Origin of the sequence: Geotalea sp. SG265 (assembly GCF_022808985.1) — a bacterium.
Classification (GTDB): Bacteria; Desulfobacterota; Desulfuromonadia; order Geobacterales; family Geobacteraceae; genus Geotalea.
On record NZ_JAKZFT010000012.1, the window covers coordinates 1 to 20,082 of the forward strand.

Sequence of the window (20,082 nt, forward strand, 5' to 3'; positions counted from 1 at the left end):
CAGATTGTTCTTCAAACCCGCGCATACTTTTTCTCCAGCAATATCAAAGAATTATGCGCAGCATCATAACATAAAACTGTACCTACTGGGGCTCAAATAGTAATAGTTTTTCAAAGACCTGATATAGAAACGAGGCGGGTCAAAGAAGTCCTGGAGCTGCAGCTGAGTGCAATCCGAACCCATGCGGAAAGGCTTTCGGTTCAGGATATGGATGCCCTGGAAGAGGAGCTGGTGGAAGTGGAACGGGCGGTTGCCGATCTGCGGGGGATGGTTGCATCCCTTCCCCACCGGGCTGCAGCACAGCAGTCTGCAGGGGTGCCGCCTGCTTCCCCTGCCACGGCACGTGGAGAAAGGGTAGCCAAGGGCTCTGCCGCGGCTGATCCATCACAGCGGCAGAACGAGTGACAGCAGCAGGCTAAAACAAAGCCCATGAAAAAAGCAGCCCTTCCGGATGGAAAGGCTGCTTTTTTTTCTGGAATCTTTACTGCTACTGCTTCTCGACCGTCACCGAATCCAGGACGGCCGTGATGCGGCGGTTCTGCTGGCGCCCTTCTTCGGTGGTATTGTCCGCTATTGGGCGGGTCATGCCGAACCCCTTGGCGGTGAGGCGGTCGGGGGCGATGCCGAATTTCTTGACCAGGTAGCTGCGGACAGCATCGGCACGGCGCTGGGAGAGCTTCATGTTGGCGGCAGCCGAACCGACGTTGTCGGTGTGCCCTTCGATAACCCCTTTCACCGTGGGATATTTCTTCATGTAGTCGGCAACCTTCCTGATTTCCTTGTCATACTTGGGCTGAATATCGTTCTTGCCGGTGGCAAACTGGATGTTCAGAGACATGCTCAGGGTTTCCATTTCGGGGCAGCCGTCGGCTTTCACCTTGGTTCCTGCGGGGGTACCGGGGCATTTGTCAAGGTAGTCGGGAACACCATCATTGTCGGAATCGACAGGGCAGCCATCCTTATCCACCTGGACCCCTGCAGGGGTGCCAGGACATTTATCCAGATAATCGGGGACGCCGTCCTTGTCGGAATCCACGGGGCAGCCATCTTTATCAACCTGAACGCCGGCTGGGGTGCCGGGGCATTTGTCCAGGGAATCTATGACGCCGTCGTTGTCGGAATCAACAGGTGCAGGGGGGGGGGCCACAACCGGCGCAGGGGCCGGGGCCGGAGCAGGTGCGGGAACAGGAGCCGGAGCAGGTGCGGGCTCTGCTTTGGCTACCGGTGCCGGTTCCTTGGCAGCGCCGAAGGAGTAAACGAGACCCAGGTTGTATTCGTAGTTGCTGAACGATCGGTCCTCGTTCTTGAAGATCAAGTGGCGAAAATCCCCACGCAGCGCCCAGGTGTCGTTGATGAAGAACTTCACGCCGGGGCCGTAATCGAAGATGCCGCGGGTCAGCTTGGTACCGTCCTTGCTGTCAAGGGACATGCCGCTGTAACCGGCGGCGATGTACGGTACCAGCCTGTTGTCGGGGAAAAAGTGGAGCAGGGCATCGGCGCCGTAGCGGTAGAAATCGGTGGTCGGGATGTCCCTGGTTCCTTCGGTGCGGGTATAGTCGAAGAGCGCCTCGGCACCCAGATGTTTGGTAAAGTTGTAACCGGCCCTGATGCCTCCCACCGGTTGGGTGTCCAGATGCTGCTTGCCGTCGAAGGTGTAGCCCCCGACGATGGGGGAGAGATAAAAAGCACCGGGTTCGACTCCTGCAGCCGAAGCGGTACCCACCGAGAGCAACAGAATGCCTGCTGCCGCCAGTACACGGTTCAATACCTTCATTTTTTGCCTCCTTCTTCCTACATTGAATTTAACTGCTTATTTTGCCGTCGGCTCCACAGTTGAAGTGCACTGGGGACAACGGGACGCAGCCAATGGAATTGGGCTCAGGCAGAACGGACAGGGCCTGGTGGATGGCGGAGGAGATGCTTCCGGTTGTCTGAGCCGGTTGAGTTGCTTGACGAGGATGAAAACGGAAAAGGCAACAAGCACGAAATCGATGATGTTGTTGAGAAAAATGCCGTAGTTGATTGTGGGAATGCCCGCAGCCTTTGCCTTGGCCACGGTATCGACGGAGGTGCCGGAAAGGTTGATGAAAAGGTTGCTGAAATCCATCTTTCCGGTCAAAAGCCCAAGGGGGGGCATGAGGACATCGTTAACGAGGCTGGTGACGATCTTGCCGAAGGCGGCCCCGATAATTACACCTACTGCCAGATCGACGGCATTGCCTTTGACGGCAAATTCCTTGAATGTCTTGAACATGCAAGATCCTTTCGTTAAGGAATTAATGATAGGAAGTGTAACCCGGGGTGGGGGGTATGTCAACCGAATGGGTTAACCGAAAGGGTGGGGAAGTATGTAAGAAGAGAAACGACGGGGCTGCTCTGGAAGCAGCCCCGGGGGCAGCTATTTTTTAGAGTAAGTTCCCATCAGCTCTGCTTTCTCGAGGATATGGGGCTGAATCGCTTTTTCCAGCTGGGCTCTCGTGGCATGACCGGCGATTTGCAGGACGGCGTCGAGGGCGTAGAGCCGGAAAAAATAACGGTGAGTGCCCGATGGGGGGCAGGGACCACCGTAACTGTTATGATAGAAGTCATTCTTGCCGACGATGGCTTCCCGCGGTTCCGCCTTTTCAGCCAGTTCCTGAGTTCTCGGGCTCATGTTCCAGACCATCCAGTGGGTCCAGATGCCTGACGGGGCATCGGGGTCATCGACGATCAGCGCCAGGGATTTGGCTTTTTCGGGGATGTTTTCGAACCTGAGCGGCGGACTGATATTGGCGCCGTTGCAGGTGTAGCGGTCGGGAATGCTCTGGTTGTCGGCAAAGGCAGGACTGGTTATCTTCAAAGTGCCCATCTTCGTACCCCCTTTCTTTGTTCCCCCGGCAGCAGCCCAGGCTGTGCAGGCGAAGAGACATATGAAGGCGATGATAAACTTCTTCATTCTGTTCCCCCTTATGTTCCCCAGGTCTGAAGCACCCCCGGCAGTTCACCGAGGGAGGATATGGTGGCGCCGGGGGGAACGCCCGGAAAAGGCCAGCGCCGGTCGCGGTTCATTATCCACACCGTGTGCAGGCCGGCTGCCGCGGCGCCATAGACATCCCAGCCATGGGCCGCCACCATCCAGCAGTCTTCCGCGTCCGCATCCAATCGGTCCATTGCCAATAGGTAGGTGGATGGGTGGGGCTTGCATTTTTCCACCTCATCGGTGGAGACGATCATCTCGAAATAAGGTGCCAGGCCGGAGCGTTCCAGCAGTGCCACTGCAGCAGGCTTGGCGCTATTGGTCAATATTGCCAACCGGATCTTTTGTCCTTTCAGCTTTTTCAGGCACTCGGCGGTTCCTGCCAACGGTTGCAGCTCTTTGAGCCCTTCCATTACCGCCGGCACCGAGACGCCCGCCAAGCCGTGGATCTCCACCAGATTGGTCAGAGAGAGTTCGACCACATCGCGAAAGGGTAGGTAGCGTTCGGCCAGCGTCGCTGCCATGGCGGCCTGAATGCACTCCTGAAACCAGCAGTCCCCCTTCAGACCTTCTTTTTCCAGCTGCTCATTCACCGTGTCCAGCGAAAACAGCGTCCCTACCAGATCGAATATGACTACCTTGGCCATGGCTGCCCCTCCTCTCAACGATCCGCAGCTTCCTCTACCTTTACCAGTTTCACATGGCACAACAGTGAAGCCCCTGGGGCCAGCTGCGGCTTTGCCTTTCGCGTACGTGGCTGGCCGGGGGTTATGGTATCGCCATCGGCGCCGGGAGCGAATTCGTAGCCATTTGGCGCCCGGCTGCTGCCGCGGGGAATTTGGGCATGTGGCGCCGCAATCAATGGATACCTGTCTATCTCGGTCGCCGATAGCCGGATGGTCCGGTGTTCCCCTGGGCTCATGCCGACAATTCCCGCATCAAGACTGGGCAGCGTCTGCCCTTGTCCGATCTGGAAACGGAGCATGGTCGCGTCGGTGAATTCATAGAGGGTGCCGTCTTCGAGCCTGCAGACGAAGCTGATGACCACCGTTTTACCCTTTTCTGCACGCATTGGTTACCACCCGGGCCAGTCGGCGTCACGGCCGATAAATGTAAATCCACAATTTAATGGTACCTTGATGGCCGATGGTTGCAAATCGGGGGAGGAAAATAATGCTGCACCACTTTGCTATACTTTGACTAAACCAATTTCTTCGCCACTTACAGGAGCTGCCATGGAAAATCGTCCAATTCTACCTGAAGAAAGGAGTATTCTCTCCTCCTTTATTTTGCCCGACGGCAAAGGGGAGATGGTGGATGTGGAACGGTTCAGGCAGCAGCGGAACTTGGTCGTTGTCTTTCTGCCGTCCCCGGATGCCGCCCTGGAAGGGTTCCTCCAGAAACTTTCCGCTGCGGGAGACCGCCTCGCTTACGAGGAAGCAGTGGTGGTCGTGGTCCACGAAAAAAAGGAGGATCTGGTGCGGCTGAAGGAACTGGGCTCAGCCTTCATCCTCCTGGCCGACGAGGGGGGAACGGTGATCAGGCGGTGCTCCGGCCCGGATGTCTCCGTCTACATTACCGACCGCTTTCGGGAGGTATTTGCCGTAAGACGGGGGAAGTCTGTTTTCTCTGTGGATGAGGTGCTGGAGTGGCTGGTCCACATCAACCGCCAATGCCCGGAATGAGGAGTTTCCCACTGGCCGGCGTAGGGTACGCCGCAAGAGGCCGGGAAATATTGGAAACAAACAGGCCGGGGAAACGAAGGTCCCCCGGCCCATGCCTGGAATGTATGGGATGCTTCCCGCTCAGATCCTGTGGTAGATGGATTGCGCGGAGGCATCAATCATTCTCCAGTCTTTCAATGCATTGCTCCATGTTTATGCCCGGGCCAAGGGTGCCGGCGAAGATGTCGCCGATCCTGTCAAGGCGCTGTGGTGCTGTCTTCAGGGTGAAGTCCCGCGGGTCGAGGCCGGGCCTGACCTCGTCCCAGGTAAGGGGAGTGGAAACGGTCGCACCCGGCCGGGGGCGGATGCTGTAGGGGGCGGCAAGGGTCTGACCCCGCTTGTTCTGTAGAAAATCCAGGTAGACCTTCCTCTGGCGCTTTGCCGGGCTCCGTTCCAGGCTGGTAAATCCAGGTACCAGCTGGTTGGCCAGGGTGGCGATGAGGTGGGCGAAGCGGCCGGCAGTCTCATAGTCGTACCGGGCCCCGAGGGGAACGTAGATGTGCATGCCGGTGGCTCCGGAGGTCTTGGGAAAGCTGGCGGCCCCGGCCCGGTCCAACACCTCCTTTACCGCCAGGGCGGCTTCCACCACCTTGTCAAAGCCGATTTCCTCCGGGTCCAGGTCGATCACCAGGTAGTCAGGGTTGTCCAGGCTTCCCAGCCGGGAGAGCCAGGGATTGATTTCGATGCACCCCAGGTTGGCTAGGTAGATGAGGCTCGCCTCGTCCTGGCAGATGAGAAAGGTGATGGTCTTGTGCTGGGACTCGGAGTAGATGGCCTCGGTCGGCGGCCAGTCTCCCACCATATCCTTGACATCCTTCTGAAAAAAGCCGGTCTCGGCGATACCGTTGGGGGTGCGATAGAGGGACTGGGGGCGGTCCCGCAGGTGGGGGAGCATGTGTCGGGCAACAGTGCGGTAATAGTCGATGACCTCCCGTTTGGTGTAGCCCTGCTCCGGCCAAAAGAGCTTGTCCAGATTGCTCAACCTGAGTCTTCTGCCGCCGACGATCAGCTCGTTTTCGGCTGTCACCCCTTTGACTGCGGGGGGCGGGGGCGCAGCCACCATGCCGGGAAAGGTCTCCCGGGTCACCGTCGCCGGCTCCTTGTCCGGGCGCAGGCCGAGAAAGACCGGTTGCCGCATGATGCCGTCACCGGTCCACTCGGAAAAGGAGACCTCGCAGACCAGCTGCGGCCTGACCCATTGGGCCGGCATTCTGGTGGCGGCTCCCCCCTTGAAGGGGCAGTCCTGCTGGATCAGAGGCTGCAGCAGGTCGTAGAGCTCATGGAGGCTCTCTTCGTTGAAGCCGCCGCCGCTGGTGCCGATGTAGACCAGCTCTCCATTATCGTAGGCGCCCAAGGCCAGGGTGCCGAATTTCTTCCTGCTCCGCCTGGGGGCGGTGAAGCCGCAAATGATCGCCTCCTGGCGAAGGGTTGCCTTGATCTTCAGCCAGGAGCTGCTCCGTCTCCCCGTCTCATAGCGGCTTTCGACTCGTTTGGCGACGATCCCCTCCAGCCCCTTCTCCTCGATGGCCTGGAAGAAGGCGATGCCTGTCTCCTCCATGTGGTCGCAGTATTTCACCTCCATGAGGTCGGGCAGGATTTCCTGCAGCAGGGTCTTGCGGGTGAGGAGCGGCAGGTTGCGCAGGTCGTGGCCGTCCAGGTAGAGGAGATCGAAGACGAAATAGATGATCAGCCCTTCGCCGGTGCGGCCGTAATTCTGCAGCAGCTGGAAATCGGACCGGCCGTTTTCGTCCATGGCAACCACTTCGCCGTCAAGGATCGCTTCGCGGCCCAATCCGGCAAGGGGGGCGGCGATGGTGGGGAACCTGGTGTTGAAGGAGAGCAGGTTGCGGGAATAGAGGCGCACTGTTCCGGAGGAGATCTCGGCGATGGTCCGGTAGCCATCCAGCTTGATCTCGAAGATCCAATCGGGGTTGTCGAAGGGGTCCTTGACCAGGGTGGCGAGCATGGGCCTGATGTTGTGGGGCATGGGAGCAGGATCGCCGGGAAGGTCGGCCATGACCGGCTCTTCCCCCTCGGGCCCCAGCTCCTCCACCCGGCGCCCCGAAACCACCGAGCGGTCCTGGATGGTTATGTCGGCCCGGCCGGCAAACTCGTCCTCCTTTTTCACCAGCAGCCATGAATTGTCTTCCGCAGATTTGATCCGGACCAGGGCGAACCGCCCCTTGAGCTTATGGCCATTGAGGACAAACTTCAGGTTCCCCTTGTCCAGACCTTTGCGAAAGAAATCCTCGCTTCTGCGGCGATCTTCCGTTTCGTAGGCATGGCAAGTACCCTCGTCCCAGATGATGACCGAGCCTGCGCCGTAGCTGCCGGGGGGGATGATCCCCTCGAAGGTGCGGTAGTCGAAGGGATGGTCTTCGACCATCATAGCCAGGCGTTTCACCGAAGGGTCGAGGGACGGCCCCTTGGGCACCGCCCAGCTTTTCAGTGCGCCGTCCAGTTCCAGGCGTAGATCGTAGTGCAGGTGGGACGCGGCGTGTTTTTGCACGACGAAGCGCAGCGCCGCCCCGAGGCTGCCTGCCCTGGGAGGGGGCTCTGGGGTCCTTTCGAAGTCGCGTTTTCGGCGGTAGTCTTCAAGGGGCATCACGCCCATCCCAAAAGATGAAAATTCCCCGCCTATCAGGGAGGCTGTCGTGGCTTCGGGAGTGAGTGACAGAGCCGTAGCGGCGAGCGGACACCCGCCCGACGTCGAAAGAGGCATCTTTGTCTGCATCGCTTACGCAGAAAGTAAACGTGAGAGACGTTGCAGGTCCGCAGCTGCGGCGACCGAACGAACGGACGAAGTCGCGGCAGCCGGTGGCTATACCCCTCTCCTGGCATGACACTTACGCTGCCTTCCGCTTCTTCTCCTCCAGGCTCTTCTTCAAAAGGGCCATCATGTCCACCACGTTTGTCGGCTGCGGCCGTTTTCCCTGGGGCTGAGGCTGGATGCCCTGCGCCTTTTCCTCGATGATCCGCCTCAGATCGTCGATGTAGCTGTCCTTGTATTTGGCCGGGTCGAATGTGGTGGTGTACCGCTCGATGAGCATCAGCGCCAGGTCGATCTCCTGCTGGCGGATGTTTTCCGCCTGGGGAACCTTCAGTTCTGCATGGCTGCGCACCTCTTCCTGGTAGCGCATCTGGTTGAGGACAAGCACGTCGTCCAGCGGCTTGACGACGCCGATACTCCCCCGGTTGCGCAGGACGTAGGAGGCAATTCCCACCTTGCCCGATTTTTTCAGCGCCTCCCGCAACAGGGCATAGGGCTTGGCGCCGGTCTTGTCCGGTTCCAGGTAGTAGGGACGCTCGAAATATCTGCTGTCGATCTCGTGCTCCTCGACAAAATCGAGGATATCGATCAAGTGAGTCTTTTCGACGCTGGCATTCTCGAAATCCTGCTCGGTCAGGACGATATACTCCCCGCTGGCATGCTGGTAGCCCTTGACGATCTCGCTCATGGGCACTTCCTTGTTCTCGGCCTTGCAAACTTTGATATAGTTGATGGGGTGCAGGTCGGTCTTGTGCAGCAGGTTCAGGTCGAGGGCGTTGCTTTCCGACCCGCTGAAGAGCTTGACAGGGATATTGACCAGGCCGAAGCTGATGGAACCGGTCCAGATGGCTTTCATGACTGTCTCCCTGGATGTGAGATGTCTCTCTGTTAAAACATTATCATTCGCCGATCCCTTTGCAACGGGGGAAGGATGGACGCGAACATTGCCGTTCCGGAACTGATCGAAACCTGTTACGTCAAATCGTTGGACCTGCTCCGCGCCAACTCGGGCGAGGACGGCATCCTCGCCGCAACCATGACGACGAAAGCCGCAGGACGGAATTATACCGCCATCTTTGGCCGTGATGCCGCCATCTGCACCCTGGGGATGGTTGTTTCCGGCGATGGGGAACTGATCCGGACTGCCGGCCGGGGGCTTTTCACCCTGGCCCGGCACCAGGCGCCCAACGGCCAGATACCGAAATACGTCAAGCCGGAGACCGGAGAGGTGGATTTCTGGTATACCGGCTGCATCGATGCCACCCTCTGGTGGCTCATTGCCGTGGCCTTTTACGATCGCCACTGTCCGGATGAAGATCTGGGCGCCCGTCTGAAGGAAAATACAGAGCGGGCGCTTCAATGGCTGCAGTGCCAGGAACACCAGGCCTGGTACCTCCTCCAGCAGAATGAGGCGAGCGACTGGGCGGACATCATGCCCCGCTCCGGCTTCGTCCTTTACAGCAACGTGCTCTGGCACTGGGTCAAGCGCCTCTATGACATCCCCACCGCCCGCCATACCCGAGATTATGCCAATCTTCTCTTCAATCCCTACGGCAACGTTGTCCCCGAGCAGCGCCGTCCCCGCCTTCTCGTCCATTACATCCGCAACCGCTCCAAGGCCACCCCCTTTTATCTCAGCTTCGTCAATTTCGCCGTCTGGGGGATGGAAATCGACCTCTTCGGCAATATCCTTGCCCCCCTGACCGGCCTGGCCGCTCCCTCCCGGGGGTGCAAGCTGATTCGGGGCATTCTCGCCCTTAAGGCGCACCGCCCCTTTCCCCTGCGGGTGGTGGGAAGGCCGATTCAGATCCGTGAGCCGCTCTGGCGCCTCTACATGCACCGTCACCGCCAGAACTTTCCCTGGCAGTACCATAACGGCGGCATCTGGCCCTTTGTCGGCGGATTCTGGGTGATGCTGCTGGCCCGTCTGGGGAAACGGGAACAGGCACTGATCGAGCTGACCAGGCTGGCAGAGGCAAACCGGATCAACGACTGGGAGTTCAACGAATGGTTCCATGGCCTGACCGGCGAGCCCCGGGGCATGGCGGGGCAGTCGTGGAATGCGGCCATGTTCATCCTCGCCTGCCGCACGGTCATGGACCGGAAGCGCTATATCTGAACAGACTCCATGGCGGTTGCCCCCCCTGGGGTCTTTGGTATTCTTTTACTGAAGGAATCGACAGCCTGCGGGAGGTGGCCATGGCACAGCTTCTGACGGAATCTTTCGAAATTACGGCAGCGGATCTCAAAACCAGGATCCATGGAGATCGGCCGGTGTTTTTGGTGAACCTGCGCCATCATGGGGATTGGGATACGGGGCTCTTCAAGGCGCGGGGAGCGCTTCGGGTCGCCGATGATGAGCTTGAACAGCATCTGGGGGATATCCCCCATGACCGGGAGGTGGTCGTCTGTTACGAGGGACCTGGAGATCGTCTCGGCGTGGAGGCGGCGCGGACGCTGCAACGGAAGGGTTGGGGGGACGTGCATTCCCTCAAGGGTGGCTTCGAGGCCTATCTGGATGCCGGTCTGCCGGTGGAAGACCTGAAGGGACGAGCGATCAACAGGCAAAGGATGATGATCAGCGGCAGCTGAAGGCAGGGCACTGGGGGAGGAGATGCTTCGCTATCTCCTCCTCTCGGCTAAGCTCCTATTCCCATTTTCCTTCGAAGAGCGGCTTTACCGGATGTTTCTTCCGGTTCAACTTCAGGTCCCGAAAAATATCGGCGGAAGATTCGTTCTCCTTGTCCGGTTTCAGGCCGATAGCCAGTTCCTTCCCTGGTTGCTCTTCCGCTCCGATCAGCATCAGCTCCGCTCCGGGATAATCCAGCAGTTCGGGAGGATCGGCATCGGCGAAGCGCCGATCGTGGAAGGCCTCCAGGAGTTTTTCCGGGTAATCCGCCTTCTGCTCCGGCTTGAGTCCCGTTCGCGGCGGTGACGGCTTCTCGGGATTCTTGACGCTGATGATGTAGCTTCCTTCCGGGGCGATGCGGAAGGAGTGTTGCACCTGGCGCGGCTGCTCCGGTAATTCCAGGGAGTAGGCCAGGTGGGTGTGATTGTCGTGGCGGACGATGGCATAGATACCTTCCCCCGCCGGTCTTGCCGCCGGCACTTCCCGCTCTCCCCGCGTCTTGGTTCCGTATTCCACCCGGCCGAATTCCTCTTCCAACTCGTGTGCCCGATGGGCGACCGCCTTGATGAAGGCCCAGTTGCGCTCCTTTTTGCCGATTGCAGGGAGGGACTTCCTGCCGATGATCACTTCCCGGTAGATGTTCTTCCCCTCGGGACTGAGCACCATGTAGAAGCGTTCCACATCCTGTCCTCCCCTGGCTTCTCCGGTCTGCACCTTGGGGCGGTAAAGAAAATAGATGTTGCCCTGTTCCAATATGCCCTTTCCTTTTATCTGTGCCATCAGTAGACGCTCTCCCTGACCGTTTCGGGAAACGCTCCGGCCCGGGGGACTTCCGTGACAGTGGCCCTCCCTGGGGCGGCCGGGCCCCGTTGGCTTTTCGACTGCAGATAGACGGCTCTGGCGGCGGTCCCCGCTGCAATGGCAATCCTGAGCAGGGAGAAGTAATGCTTCATGGTTTTGACCGGGTCCTTCTTCACCTTGCGCGGGAGCGCTTCCATCAGTGCCGCCCCCGGCAGTTCCGCCTTATTGCGGTGTTTTTTCTTCTTTCTGAAGAGGAGCCACAACGCCCCTACGCCGATCAGGGCTGCAGGAACTGGTTTCTTCCTCACCGTCTCCGTCACCTTGACCAGCCCGGTCAGGGAATATTCCCGCAGTTTCACCTTGGCTTCAGCCTTGATGTGGGAAGGAGTGAAACGCTGCTCGATAGTCTGCAGCGTCTCGGTGATCCCTGCCTCCGTCGAGCGGATCTCGTTTCGTATCCGGTCGGTCGGATGCGGCGTTACCGGACCGGTTTCATCTGTGCTTTTGCCCATTGTGCCGTCTCCTTGAGGGTCTCTTGAGATTTTTCAGGCGTCAGCTTCATCTGCGACACATCCTTTTTGGCCTTGAGCAACAATCCGGCACCGATACCGATAAAGACGATGCTGATCAGCAGGGCGGAGAGCCAGAGGGGAATGAAGACGGCCAGGCCGAAGACTATGGCGGCAATCAACGTCAGCAGCCCCGCGTAGAGCAGAACGGCGGCGACCCCGACAGCAACCGCGTCCTTCACCAGCTTGTCCAGTTTTTCGGAGACTTCGACCCGCATCAGTTCCATCTCTTTCCTGAAGAGGGTCCTGGTCTCCTGGATCAGTTCCGAGAACAGATCACCCAACGGCCGGTCTTTCTTTTCGGTCATATGCGCCTCCTTTCTGCCGGTACGTCTAAGGCTTTCTTAGCTATAGTTAATTTTATTTGCCCCTGGGAGCAATGTCAATCAAGTCGCCTGACAAAGCGCCGCAACTGCAGGTGGCTCTAATAATAAAATACTAATTCATTTGTTGACAGCCCACAGAGGTCGATTACACTCAAAATGAAGCCTGTCGTGTATTCCCATCATACCGACAGACGACGTCGGCACTACCATAAAGAAAGGAGATCGCTATGAAAAAATATCTGCTGCTGGCGGCGGCATCCCTGCTCATGGGTCTTTCCGGCTGTGCAAAGGAGGTAGTGGTCTCCCCTTCGGCGGAACTTCCTGCGGTAGTCGGTGAGGCCAAGGCCACAAGAGATGCCAACGGCAACACCCGGGTCCATCTGGAAGTGGAGCACATGGCGCCGCCGCAGAACCTGCAGCCTCCCAAGTCGGTGTATGTGGTCTGGGCGGAGACGCCGGATAAACAGCGCTACAGCCTGGGCCAGCTCAAGGTGGATGAAAAACGCCGCGGGAGGCTGGATTCCACCACCGCTTTCAAGGTGTTCCGGCTGGTGGTAACCCCCGAGGATTTCCCCACCGTCACCGAACCGACCGGCCCGGAGGTGTTGGCGACCGGGGTGCTGGAAGCCAAATAAGAGAGGCTGTTGAAGGTCAGGTCTTAATAGATATTCCGGACAAAACAAAGGCGGCCTGCGGGCCGCCTCATTGTATGCCGGAAGGATCAGTGGCGGGTGATCCTGGTGCCCGCGGAGATGCCGACGATCAGCATGATGACGGCTACCACCAGGAAGAGGAAGAAGAGTATTTTCGCGATACCGGCAGCAGCTGAGGCGATTCCGGCAAATCCAAATACTGCGGCAACAATGGCTATGATGAAAAAGATCACTGCCCAACGTAGCATGGTCATTCACCTCCTTCATCGGTTTGCCTTCATAAAAAGTATACCACCGCGAAAGAGAATGCAGCAACCGGCGGACGGGAAGGAACGGTCATGCTTGACGCGATTTTTGCCGAAGGAGAGTTCATGCCCAAAAAAGAGGAGCCCTCCATCAACGAAGGGCTCCTGCCATTATCGGCTGCCACCGGTGCTGGTCATGGCACCGAAAGATCCGCCGGTACCGGTCCCCATCGAGCCACCTGTTCCGCCTCCGCTGGTGCCGCCTGTATTGGCCGGGCTGGGAGTCGTCCCCCCCATCGACCCGCCGGTGCCGCTCCCCGATGTCGAGCCGGTGCTACCGCCAGTGCCGCCGGTGCCCCCTTCTTTCTTGCATCCCGTGCTAAAGACCATTCCACCCAGAGCAATCAGCGCTGCAATGGTAAAAACCGCTTTTTTGACATGCTTCATCGCTGTCCTCCTCTTTGGTTTCGTTTGTCTTTTCGCTCATAGGAAAGTCTAACGGATAATCAAGGACAGTAAATAAATTTTAATTTTGTCCCTGCGGCCGATGGCATATTAGTGTAAACTTAAACATTAATGCTACCTGCTGCCCACCTGAGAGAACCCATGGACAAAAGGATATTTCTGACCATACTTGCCGCTCTTGCCACAGCAGGGATCATCGTTCTGCTCGGCCTGCTGGCTGCGCCGATCCTCGAACCCCTTGCCTGGGCACTCGTCATCGGCGTTGCCACCATTCCCTACTATAAGCGTCTGCTGAGAAGGTTTCCCCGGCACCCCGGCCGCATGGCGGGGAGCATGGTCCTTGCCGTGACCGTCTGCTTCATCCTCCCCACGGCAGGGCTGATAGTGGCCATTGCCCAGAGCGCTCCCGACTGGGTCCGCGAGGCGGAGCGGATGGTGCAGACAGTTCCCAAGGGGCCCGCCGTTCTCCACCGTATCCCCTTCATCGATCATGCCGCCTCGCTGGTGGAACGGGCCGGGATAGATCTGGGGAGCTATGTGAGCAAGTATGCGGGCGCCCTATCCGGGGCCATCGTCAACGGTGCGGCAAATATGGCCAAGGGGCTGGTGGAACTGCTCTTCAGTCTTGCAGTGTCCCTGTTCATCCTCTTTTTCATCTATCGGGACGGGGAACGGGTGGTGGCTACGGTGGTCGATCGTTTCGGTGACGAGCAGGACCAGATCAAGCGCTATCTGCACCGTTTCCAGATGACGACGACCGCCGTTGCCGTCGGCACCCTCTTTACCTGTCTGATCCAGGGTATTACCGCGGGTATCGGCTATTTTTTCGCCGGGGTTCCCGCACCGGTCCTATTCGGTGGTCTGACCGCCATTGCCGCACTGGTGCCGGTGGTGGGGACCGGGGTCGTCTGGGTCCCCCTGGTCGTCTTGGTCGCCATCAAGGGGACTTACCTGAAAGCCGGACTGCTGGCCCTGTGGTGCCTGGTGCTGGTGGGTCTGGCCGACAACGCCATTCGCCCCCTAGCCGTCGGTGCCAAAGGGGATGTGCCGGTGCTGGCGGTGGTGCTGGGGGCCATCTGTGGAGTAACGACCATCGGCCTTCTGGGTCTCATTCTCGGGCCGATCATCTTTGCCACGGTCATCAATCTCTGGCATGAAGAAGCCGGCAATTACCACGATAATCCGAAAGTTCTGCTTTGATGGGCATCAGGGGCGCGTGGGTGATAGGGATCGTGACGTTCCTGCTCCTCGGCCGCCCAGTGCCGTCGATGGGAGCCGATCCGGTGGAGGTGGTGGTCAGCGGGGTGGAGGACGAAGCCCGGACCAACGTCCAGGAAGCCCTTGTCTTACCCCTGGGGATGGTGCGGGAGGGGAAGGTGGATCGGTTATGGCTGGAGCGTTTCGCCCGCCAGGCGCCGGACAAGGTGCGTACCGCACTGCAACCCTTCGGCTACTACAACGCCCGGGTGGAAACCAGCCTGCAAGCGGCGTCGAGGGGGCGCTTCCGCCTTCTGGTAAATGTTTCTCCCGGAGCGCCGGTGCGGATCACGGCACTGGACGTGGCTGTCACGGGAGCCGGTGCCGGCGAAGGGGGGCTCAAAGACCTGGTTGACACATTTCCCCTGGAGAAGGGGGATATACTGCTGCAGCACCCCTATGATCAGGCCAAGGGGGGGCTGAAATCGGCAGCCGAGGAGCTGGGTTATCTGGATGCAAAATTCACTGCCCACGAGATCCGCATCGATCCCACGAGAACCTCCGCCCGTATCCGGCTGGTCATGGACACCGGGGAACGTTATTTCTTCGACGGAGCCCGGATCGAGGGTGCCCCCGATTATCCGGACCGTTTTCTGCGCCGCTATCTGAGCTTCAAGTCCGGCGAGCCCTTCTCCTACAGCCGACTGGGGCAGACCCAGCTCAACTTCAACAACTCGGAGAGGTTCAAGGAGATCATGGTCACCCCCCTCAGGGAGGAGGTCCGGGACCACGCCATCCCCGTCTCGGTGCAACTGAAGCAGAACTATCGCCGCAGCCTCAGGCCGGGGATCGGCTACGGAACCGACACCGGCGGCCGCTTCTCTCTCCGCTACCGTGATCTGAACATGCTGCAACGGGGGCACGAATACTTTGCCAACCTCTTCATTTCCCAGCGCTTGCAAGGCTTTGCCAGTGGCTACGTCATCCCCGACGCCGACGATATCCGCAGCTCTACTTCGCTGCAGCTGAATCTGCAGCGGGAAATCACCACCTATACCAGCAGGCTGGTGGCGCTGGAGCTGGACAAGAACCGCAGCTTCGGCAAGGGGGAACTGGGCACCGCCTATATCCGGATACAGCGGGAAGGCTTCACTATCGGCAGCCAGAATTCCAGTTCCAGATTGGTCCTGCCGGGCATCCGCTTCACCAAGGATCACTACGGCGATCGGGTCAGGCCCGAGAAGGGCTTTCGTTATTTTTTCGACCTGCGCGGTACCCATCAGCTGATCGGTTCCGATGTGGGACTGGTGCAATTCATCGCCGAGGGAAGTAATCTGATGCCGTTGCCGTGGCGATTATCCCTCCATACCCGTGCCAAGGTAGGCTTTACCCTCCTCAACGATCCAATGGCCGATCTGCCTGCGTCATTGCGCTTCTTTGCCGGGGGGGACCAGAGCGTCCGAGGCTATTCCTACAAGAGCCTCGGCCCCCGCGATGCCACAGGTCAGGTGGTGGGGGGGAAACACCTTCTGGTGGGAAGCGTGGAACTGGAACGGGCACTGTTCAAGGACTGGGGAGTTTCCCTCTTCTATGACGCGGGCAATGCCTTCAATACCTTCACTTCCGTCAAGATCTACCGGGGCGCCGGGATCGGGCTCCATTACTATACCAGGGTTGGTGCCCTCAACCTTTCCGTCGCCCGGCAACTGGGGGTCGACACCCCTGCCTTCCATATCCATTTCACCGTGGGAATCGAGCTGTGAGACGCGGAACCGCATATGGTCTGACGCTGCTCTTAGCCCTGCCGGCCGTGGCCGTTGTGGCGGCGGCCTTTTGGTTGCTCGGTACCACCGCTGGCGCCCGCTGGACATTGGAGAGCCTTTTCCGCTACTCCCCGTTAAAGATTTCCGCCGCCGCTGTGACGGGGCGGCTTTGGGATAACCTGCACCTGACGGGGGTTACGATGCACAGCGGCTTGAAGACTGCTGCTGTGGGCAGCCTTGAACTTGCCTGGCATCCGGTCTGGCTGGTAACGGGGCACCTGGTGGTCGAGGAGCTGACTCTTTCTGCTGTTGCCGTTCGTGACGAGACACCGACGGTCAAAAAGCCGTTGAATCTCAGCTGGCCGCGGCTGCCAGGACTGGCTGAGCTGGTGGACGTGGAGGTAAACCGGTTCCGCATCAACAATCTCAGCTATCGGCACCTGGGGGGCAAACCGGTACAGGTGCAGGAACTGGCAGGGGCAATTCTCTGGCGTGAGGGGATGCTGACGCTGCCGTCACTTGCCGTCGTTGCACCCGAGGGGCGGCTCGAGGGGGCGGTGGCGGTGGGATTGAAGCGCCCATCCCTGGCCATGGAACTGGGTATCATTCCGGCCAAGGCGGTGGCGGAAATGGATGAACTCTCACTTTCCGGCCGCCTTTTGCCCGGGCGGGCACCGGAGCAACTGGCGGGCAGGGTGGCCGTCACCGGCAGGTTGCGGGGTTATCCCCGACTGGAGCTACGGACCGAGCTGGGATTGGAGCGGCAGGCAATCAATCTGCGCCGCCTGAAGCTGACCAGACCGGGGAGGCGGGGCATCATCACCGGCGAAGGGAGCGTGAGCCTTGCCGTTGTGGAGCCCCAGGTGCGGCTGGCCCTTGCGGCCGACCGGCTGGATCTGTCCCGGGAGTTGAAGATGCCGACCGATCTTTCCGGCACCCTAAAGCTGACCGGAAGCAGCAGGGGATACCATGGCCACTTCCGTATGGACAATCGGGGAAAAGGATGGCGGGAGGCTTCCCTTGCCGCAACCTTCCGCGGCGGGGAGACCGGGATCAACCTGGCTCCCCTGCATGGCTCCATGGTTGGCGGCACCGTATCGGGAAATCTGGAGCTTGGCTGGGCTGGAGGCATCTCCGCCAAAGGACGCCTGCAGGGGCAAAAACTTGACCCGGCGCGGCTGGCAAAGGATTGGCAGGGAGAGGTGAATTTCGATGCCGCTATGGACGTGGCTTTACCAAAGGGGGGGCAACTGCAGGGGAAGGTCGATGTGACTCTGCTGCAAAGCCGTCTCCATGGTCAACCGCTTACCGGCGGGGCCAGGGGGAGTTTTTCCGGTAAAAACCTGCAGATAGCCAACCTGGACCTGCATGGCAGTGGCTTTGACCTGCATGGGGGGGGAGACCTGGCCCGGCGCTTCGATTTCAGTGCTGTGATTACCGATCTGTCGCGGCTGGTGCCGGATACGGCGGGAGAGGTGCGCCTCGCGGGATGGGGACTCTGGAGGAATGGGCGGGGAGCCGGGACCATCAGCGGCGCCGGCCGCCGACTTAAGGGGCGCGGCATGACTCTTGATGGGGTGCTGCTGGAAGGGAGCGTACCGTGGAGCAAGGACCCGCCGGTCCATCTGGTCGTTTTGTTGCAGAAGGCCGCCTATGGCGGGTTTCAGGCTGTCGCGATCAATCTGAGCATGGACGGCAGGCTTTCCGCTCACCGCCTCGGTCTGTCCATGACCGCCCCGGAAGCGAGCGTGGCGCTTGCCGTGGCCGGTGGCTACGGCAACGGTACCTGGCAGGGAACGATCGACCGTTTTTCCGGCCAGGACCGCATCGGTCCCTGGAACCTGCTTGCTCCGGCGGGGTTGCAAGTCAGCCGGACGAAGCTTTCCCTGGCACGTATGGCCCTTGTCGGTGCGGGGGGGGAGCGTCTGGAAGCGGCGGCGGAATTCAGGGCCGGTCCCGGGACGGGAAAGGTGGATCTGCAGTGGGATAAGATCGACCTGGACCGCATCACCCCCTGGCTGCAGGGGGTGCGGGTGGTGGGGGAGAGCCATGGCAAAGTGGCCCTCTCCCTTCTCCAGGAAAGCAGGCTTTTCTTCGCCATTGATGCGGGTGGAAGGGCAACGGTCACCCGGGAGGGGCGCACCATCATCATCAAGCGTGCCGACCTGCACGCGATCGGTGGCGAAAAGGGGATAGAGGCCGATGTTACCGTCAAGGGTGCCGAAGGTATACAGCTGGAGGGAAAAATTGCCACTGCCTCCCCGGCTTCGCTGGCCCTGCCGGACCAGGGGACCGTCGATCTGCACGGCAAGGTGGCCAATCTGGCCGTCCTGGAGCCGTGGATGAAGGGAAATATTAAGGTCGCCGGCGCCCTGGAAGGAACGGCAAAAGGCCGTTTCTTGCCGGAAAACCGCCTGGCCCTGGCGGGAGATGTGGCGCTCAGCGGGGGGAACCTCCATTGGCGCAAGCCGGAAGGAGAGGGAACCATGGCCCTCAAGGAGGCTGCCGTGAACTGGACCTGGCAGGGGAATACCCTGCGGGGGACCGTGGGGTTGACCCTGGGGGAATTTGGCCGGGCGCAGGGAAATTTCACACTGCCGGTACCGGCGGCATTTCCCGTTACCCCGGACCCACGGGGGGCCGTTTCGGCAAATCTATCGGGGCGTGTCCGCGAGCAGGGGCTCCTGTCGGCCATGTTGCCCGGACTGGTCCAGGAGACCCACGGGCTGGCGGCAATGGACCTGGGGGTGGGGGGCATCTGGCAGGAGCCGACACTTACCGGGACCTTGCAGCTTTCCCAGGCAGGGGCTTACCTCCCATCGGCGGGGATAAGGCTGGAGGATGTGGCCCTGGCTGCGAACCTGGACCGGGACCGGATAGGGGTGAGTCTCAGTGCCGCATCGGGCTCGGGCCGGCTCACCGGCGAGGGACTTGCCCAATTGCAGGGATGGCAGGTGGCGAGTTACCGGGGCACCATCAGTGGCGATCGTTTTCAGTTGCTCCATCTGCCGGAGCTGGAGGCCTCAGGTTCTCCCAGGCTCTCTTTCGAGGGGACGACGAGCAGGCTCGCTGTGCGGGGCGAGGTCCGCCTGCCGGTCCTCCTTGTGCATGGACAGCCTCCCAAGGCCAGCGTCCAGCCCAGCGAAGATGTGGTCCTGGAGGGGGCGCCGGCGGAGAAAAAGGCGCCACAGCTGGCCTTGGATGTCCAGGTCAGGGTTATTCTGGGGGACCGGGTGCTGGTCAAGGCGGCAGGGCTGGATGCCCAACTGGGGGGGAGCATGGACCTGCGCTTCACCCGGCTCGACACCATTGCCAGCACGGGGGAAATCAAGGTGGTCAAGGGGCGCTATAAGGCTTACGGGCTGGATCTGGCCATCGTCCGGGGGCGGATTTTCTATGCCGGCGGGCCGGTCAACGAGCCGCTGCTGGATGTCCTCGCCCTGCGCTCCGTTGGTGACGTGCGCGCCGGGGTCACGGTCACCGGTACCCCCCGGACGCCGGTCATAAAGCTTTACTCAGAACCTGCCATGCCGGACATGGACATTCTTGCCTACATGGTTCTGGGGCATCCGCTTGGGCAAAGCAGCGAACAGGCGGGGCTGGTGGCACAGGCGGCAGGGCTGCTCCTTTCCACGGGGCAATCGACGGTGCTCCAGGACCAGATCAAGAACCGCCTCGGGCTCAGTACCATCGAAATCGAGAGCGGGCAGCAGAACGCGGTGGCCCGCATGGGTTACAAGGCCATTCCCGTCACCCCCAGCGGCATGGCCCCCACCAAGGAGGCGGACACGGGAGTCTCCCAATCGATCCTCACCCTGGGCAAATACCTGACGCCGCAGCTCTACATCAGCTACGGGCGCTCCCTCTTCACCGGCGCCAATCTCTTCCGGCTCCGCTACGACATCTCCCGGCGCCTGCAGCTGGAAACGGAAACCGGCAGCGAGAGCGGCGCCGACCTCTACTATAAGATGAATTTCAACTAGT

General features: G+C 60.1%; 20 protein-coding genes. 8 read left to right on the plus strand and 12 right to left on the minus strand.

Annotation, left to right across the window (positions count from 1 at the left end):
* The first annotated feature begins 207 nt into the window (after nucleotides 1–207).
* A complete protein-coding gene (locus tag ML541_RS13585) occupies nucleotides 208–405 on the plus strand; it encodes a hypothetical protein (RefSeq protein WP_243373645.1) in 198 nt (65 codons plus the stop codon).
* Between the two features lie 82 nt (nucleotides 406–487).
* Here ML541_RS13585 and ML541_RS13590 read toward each other — a convergent pair whose 3' ends face one another.
* From ML541_RS13590 to ML541_RS13610, 5 genes are all read right to left on the minus strand, one after another.
* On the minus strand, nucleotides 488–1,774 hold the full coding sequence (locus ML541_RS13590) for an OmpA family protein (protein WP_243373646.1): 1,287 nt from the start codon (nucleotides 1,772–1,774) through the stop codon (nucleotides 488–490).
* Nucleotides 1,775–1,810: 36 nt separating this feature from the next.
* A complete protein-coding gene (mscL, locus tag ML541_RS13595; protein ID WP_243373647.1) occupies nucleotides 1,811–2,254 on the minus strand; it encodes a large conductance mechanosensitive channel protein MscL in 444 nt (147 codons plus the stop codon).
* A gap of 144 nt (nucleotides 2,255–2,398) precedes the next feature.
* Complete coding sequence (locus tag ML541_RS13600; RefSeq protein WP_243373648.1) at nucleotides 2,399–2,935, minus strand: YbhB/YbcL family Raf kinase inhibitor-like protein; 537 nt, start codon at nucleotides 2,933–2,935, stop codon at nucleotides 2,399–2,401.
* Between the two features lie 11 nt (nucleotides 2,936–2,946).
* Nucleotides 2,947–3,603 carry a haloacid dehalogenase type II gene (locus ML541_RS13605; RefSeq protein ID WP_243373649.1) on the minus strand — a complete coding sequence of 219 codons (657 nt, stop codon included), beginning with the start codon at nucleotides 3,601–3,603 and terminating at the stop codon, nucleotides 2,947–2,949.
* Between the two features lie 14 nt (nucleotides 3,604–3,617).
* A complete protein-coding gene (locus ML541_RS13610; RefSeq protein WP_243373650.1) occupies nucleotides 3,618–4,028 on the minus strand; it encodes an FKBP-type peptidyl-prolyl cis-trans isomerase in 411 nt (136 codons plus the stop codon).
* Nucleotides 4,029–4,191: 163 nt separating this feature from the next.
* Between ML541_RS13610 and ML541_RS13615 the strand changes: the two genes are divergently transcribed.
* Nucleotides 4,192–4,641 carry a hypothetical protein gene (locus ML541_RS13615; RefSeq protein ID WP_243373651.1) on the plus strand — a complete coding sequence of 150 codons (450 nt, stop codon included), beginning with the start codon at nucleotides 4,192–4,194 and terminating at the stop codon, nucleotides 4,639–4,641.
* 154 nt (nucleotides 4,642–4,795) lie between these two features.
* Here the strand turns inward: ML541_RS13615 and ligD are convergent, their stop codons facing one another.
* Complete coding sequence (ligD, locus tag ML541_RS13620; RefSeq protein ID WP_243373652.1) at nucleotides 4,796–7,285, minus strand: DNA ligase D; 2,490 nt, start codon at nucleotides 7,283–7,285, stop codon at nucleotides 4,796–4,798.
* A 241-nt stretch (nucleotides 7,286–7,526) separates the two neighbouring features.
* A complete protein-coding gene (locus ML541_RS13625) occupies nucleotides 7,527–8,306 on the minus strand; it encodes a Ku protein (RefSeq protein WP_243373653.1) in 780 nt (259 codons plus the stop codon).
* 75 nt (nucleotides 8,307–8,381) lie between these two features.
* On the opposite strand from ML541_RS13625, the gene ML541_RS13630 reads away from it, so the two are divergent.
* Both ML541_RS13630 and ML541_RS13635 read left to right on the plus strand, forming a co-directional pair.
* Entirely contained in the window at nucleotides 8,382–9,569 is a 1,188-nt protein-coding gene (locus ML541_RS13630; RefSeq protein ID WP_243373654.1) for a glycoside hydrolase 100 family protein, read from the plus strand.
* Between the two features lie 80 nt (nucleotides 9,570–9,649).
* Nucleotides 9,650–10,042, plus strand: a complete 393-nt coding sequence (locus ML541_RS13635) for a rhodanese-like domain-containing protein (protein WP_243373655.1) — start codon at nucleotides 9,650–9,652, stop codon at nucleotides 10,040–10,042.
* Between the two features lie 55 nt (nucleotides 10,043–10,097).
* Here ML541_RS13635 and ML541_RS13640 read toward each other — a convergent pair whose 3' ends face one another.
* The 3 genes from ML541_RS13640 to ML541_RS13650 are packed head-to-tail and all read right to left on the minus strand — an operon-like array spanning nucleotide 10,098 to nucleotide 11,757.
* The gene (locus tag ML541_RS13640) at nucleotides 10,098–10,859 is read right to left on the minus strand and encodes a hypothetical protein (RefSeq protein WP_243373656.1); all 762 of its coding nucleotides are present in this window, start codon (nucleotides 10,857–10,859) and stop codon (nucleotides 10,098–10,100) included.
* Entirely contained in the window at nucleotides 10,859–11,392 is a 534-nt protein-coding gene (locus ML541_RS13645; RefSeq protein ID WP_243373657.1) for a hypothetical protein, read from the minus strand. Before ML541_RS13645 ends, ML541_RS13640 begins: the two co-directional genes overlap by 1 nt.
* A complete protein-coding gene (locus tag ML541_RS13650) occupies nucleotides 11,359–11,757 on the minus strand; it encodes a phage holin family protein (protein WP_243373658.1) in 399 nt (132 codons plus the stop codon). The genes ML541_RS13645 and ML541_RS13650 overlap by 34 nt, the downstream gene beginning before the upstream one ends.
* Before the next feature lie 245 nt (nucleotides 11,758–12,002).
* Between ML541_RS13650 and ML541_RS13655 the strand changes: the two genes are divergently transcribed.
* Complete coding sequence (locus tag ML541_RS13655) at nucleotides 12,003–12,410, plus strand: hypothetical protein (protein WP_243373659.1); 408 nt, start codon at nucleotides 12,003–12,005, stop codon at nucleotides 12,408–12,410.
* Nucleotides 12,411–12,496: 86 nt separating this feature from the next.
* Here ML541_RS13655 and ML541_RS13660 read toward each other — a convergent pair whose 3' ends face one another.
* Nucleotides 12,497–12,676 carry a DUF1328 family protein gene (locus ML541_RS13660; protein ID WP_243373792.1) on the minus strand — a complete coding sequence of 60 codons (180 nt, stop codon included), beginning with the start codon at nucleotides 12,674–12,676 and terminating at the stop codon, nucleotides 12,497–12,499.
* Nucleotides 12,677–12,844: 168 nt separating this feature from the next.
* Entirely contained in the window at nucleotides 12,845–13,120 is a 276-nt protein-coding gene (locus ML541_RS13665; RefSeq protein ID WP_243373660.1) for a hypothetical protein, read from the minus strand.
* A gap of 159 nt (nucleotides 13,121–13,279) precedes the next feature.
* On the opposite strand from ML541_RS13665, the gene ML541_RS13670 reads away from it, so the two are divergent.
* The 3 genes from ML541_RS13670 to ML541_RS18985 are packed head-to-tail and all read left to right on the plus strand — an operon-like array spanning nucleotide 13,280 to nucleotide 20,081.
* On the plus strand, nucleotides 13,280–14,338 hold the full coding sequence (locus tag ML541_RS13670) for an AI-2E family transporter (RefSeq protein ID WP_243373661.1): 1,059 nt from the start codon (nucleotides 13,280–13,282) through the stop codon (nucleotides 14,336–14,338).
* A gap of 20 nt (nucleotides 14,339–14,358) precedes the next feature.
* Nucleotides 14,359–16,098: a BamA/TamA family outer membrane protein gene (locus ML541_RS13675; RefSeq protein WP_243373663.1), complete on the plus strand. Its 1,740-nt coding sequence runs from the start codon at nucleotides 14,359–14,361 to the stop codon at nucleotides 16,096–16,098.
* Nucleotides 16,095–20,081 (plus strand): translocation/assembly module TamB domain-containing protein, encoded by a 3,987-nt coding sequence (locus ML541_RS18985; RefSeq protein WP_243373665.1) that lies wholly within the window; start codon nucleotides 16,095–16,097, stop codon nucleotides 20,079–20,081. Before ML541_RS13675 ends, ML541_RS18985 begins: the two co-directional genes overlap by 4 nt.
* Nucleotide 20,082: the final 1 nt, after the last annotated feature.

Excerpts from the sequence above, each read along its gene's own strand:
- ML541_RS13585 (WP_243373645.1), top strand. The coding sequence starts at position 208 with ATGGATGCCCTGGAAGAGGAGCTGGTGGAAGTGGAACGGGCGGTTGCC.
- ML541_RS13590 (WP_243373646.1), bottom strand. The coding sequence starts at position 1,774 with ATGAAGGTATTGAACCGTGTACTGGCGGCAGCAGGCATTCTGTTGCTC.
- mscL (WP_243373647.1), bottom strand. The coding sequence starts at position 2,254 with ATGTTCAAGACATTCAAGGAATTTGCCGTCAAAGGCAATGCCGTCGAT.
- ML541_RS13600 (WP_243373648.1), bottom strand. The coding sequence starts at position 2,935 with ATGAAGAAGTTTATCATCGCCTTCATATGTCTCTTCGCCTGCACAGCC.
- ML541_RS13605 (WP_243373649.1), bottom strand. The coding sequence starts at position 3,603 with ATGGCCAAGGTAGTCATATTCGATCTGGTAGGGACGCTGTTTTCGCTG.
- ML541_RS13610 (WP_243373650.1), bottom strand. The coding sequence starts at position 4,028 with ATGCGTGCAGAAAAGGGTAAAACGGTGGTCATCAGCTTCGTCTGCAGG.
- ML541_RS13615 (WP_243373651.1), top strand. The coding sequence starts at position 4,192 with ATGGAAAATCGTCCAATTCTACCTGAAGAAAGGAGTATTCTCTCCTCC.
- ligD (WP_243373652.1), bottom strand. The coding sequence starts at position 7,285 with ATGCCCCTTGAAGACTACCGCCGAAAACGCGACTTCGAAAGGACCCCA.
- ML541_RS13625 (WP_243373653.1), bottom strand. The coding sequence starts at position 8,306 with ATGAAAGCCATCTGGACCGGTTCCATCAGCTTCGGCCTGGTCAATATC.
- ML541_RS13630 (WP_243373654.1), top strand. The coding sequence starts at position 8,382 with ATGGACGCGAACATTGCCGTTCCGGAACTGATCGAAACCTGTTACGTC.
- ML541_RS13635 (WP_243373655.1), top strand. The coding sequence starts at position 9,650 with ATGGCACAGCTTCTGACGGAATCTTTCGAAATTACGGCAGCGGATCTC.
- ML541_RS13640 (WP_243373656.1), bottom strand. The coding sequence starts at position 10,859 with ATGGCACAGATAAAAGGAAAGGGCATATTGGAACAGGGCAACATCTAT.
- ML541_RS13645 (WP_243373657.1), bottom strand. The coding sequence starts at position 11,392 with ATGGGCAAAAGCACAGATGAAACCGGTCCGGTAACGCCGCATCCGACC.
- ML541_RS13650 (WP_243373658.1), bottom strand. The coding sequence starts at position 11,757 with ATGACCGAAAAGAAAGACCGGCCGTTGGGTGATCTGTTCTCGGAACTG.
- ML541_RS13655 (WP_243373659.1), top strand. The coding sequence starts at position 12,003 with ATGAAAAAATATCTGCTGCTGGCGGCGGCATCCCTGCTCATGGGTCTT.
- ML541_RS13660 (WP_243373792.1), bottom strand. The coding sequence starts at position 12,676 with ATGCTACGTTGGGCAGTGATCTTTTTCATCATAGCCATTGTTGCCGCA.
- ML541_RS13665 (WP_243373660.1), bottom strand. The coding sequence starts at position 13,120 with ATGAAGCATGTCAAAAAAGCGGTTTTTACCATTGCAGCGCTGATTGCT.
- ML541_RS13670 (WP_243373661.1), top strand. The coding sequence starts at position 13,280 with ATGGACAAAAGGATATTTCTGACCATACTTGCCGCTCTTGCCACAGCA.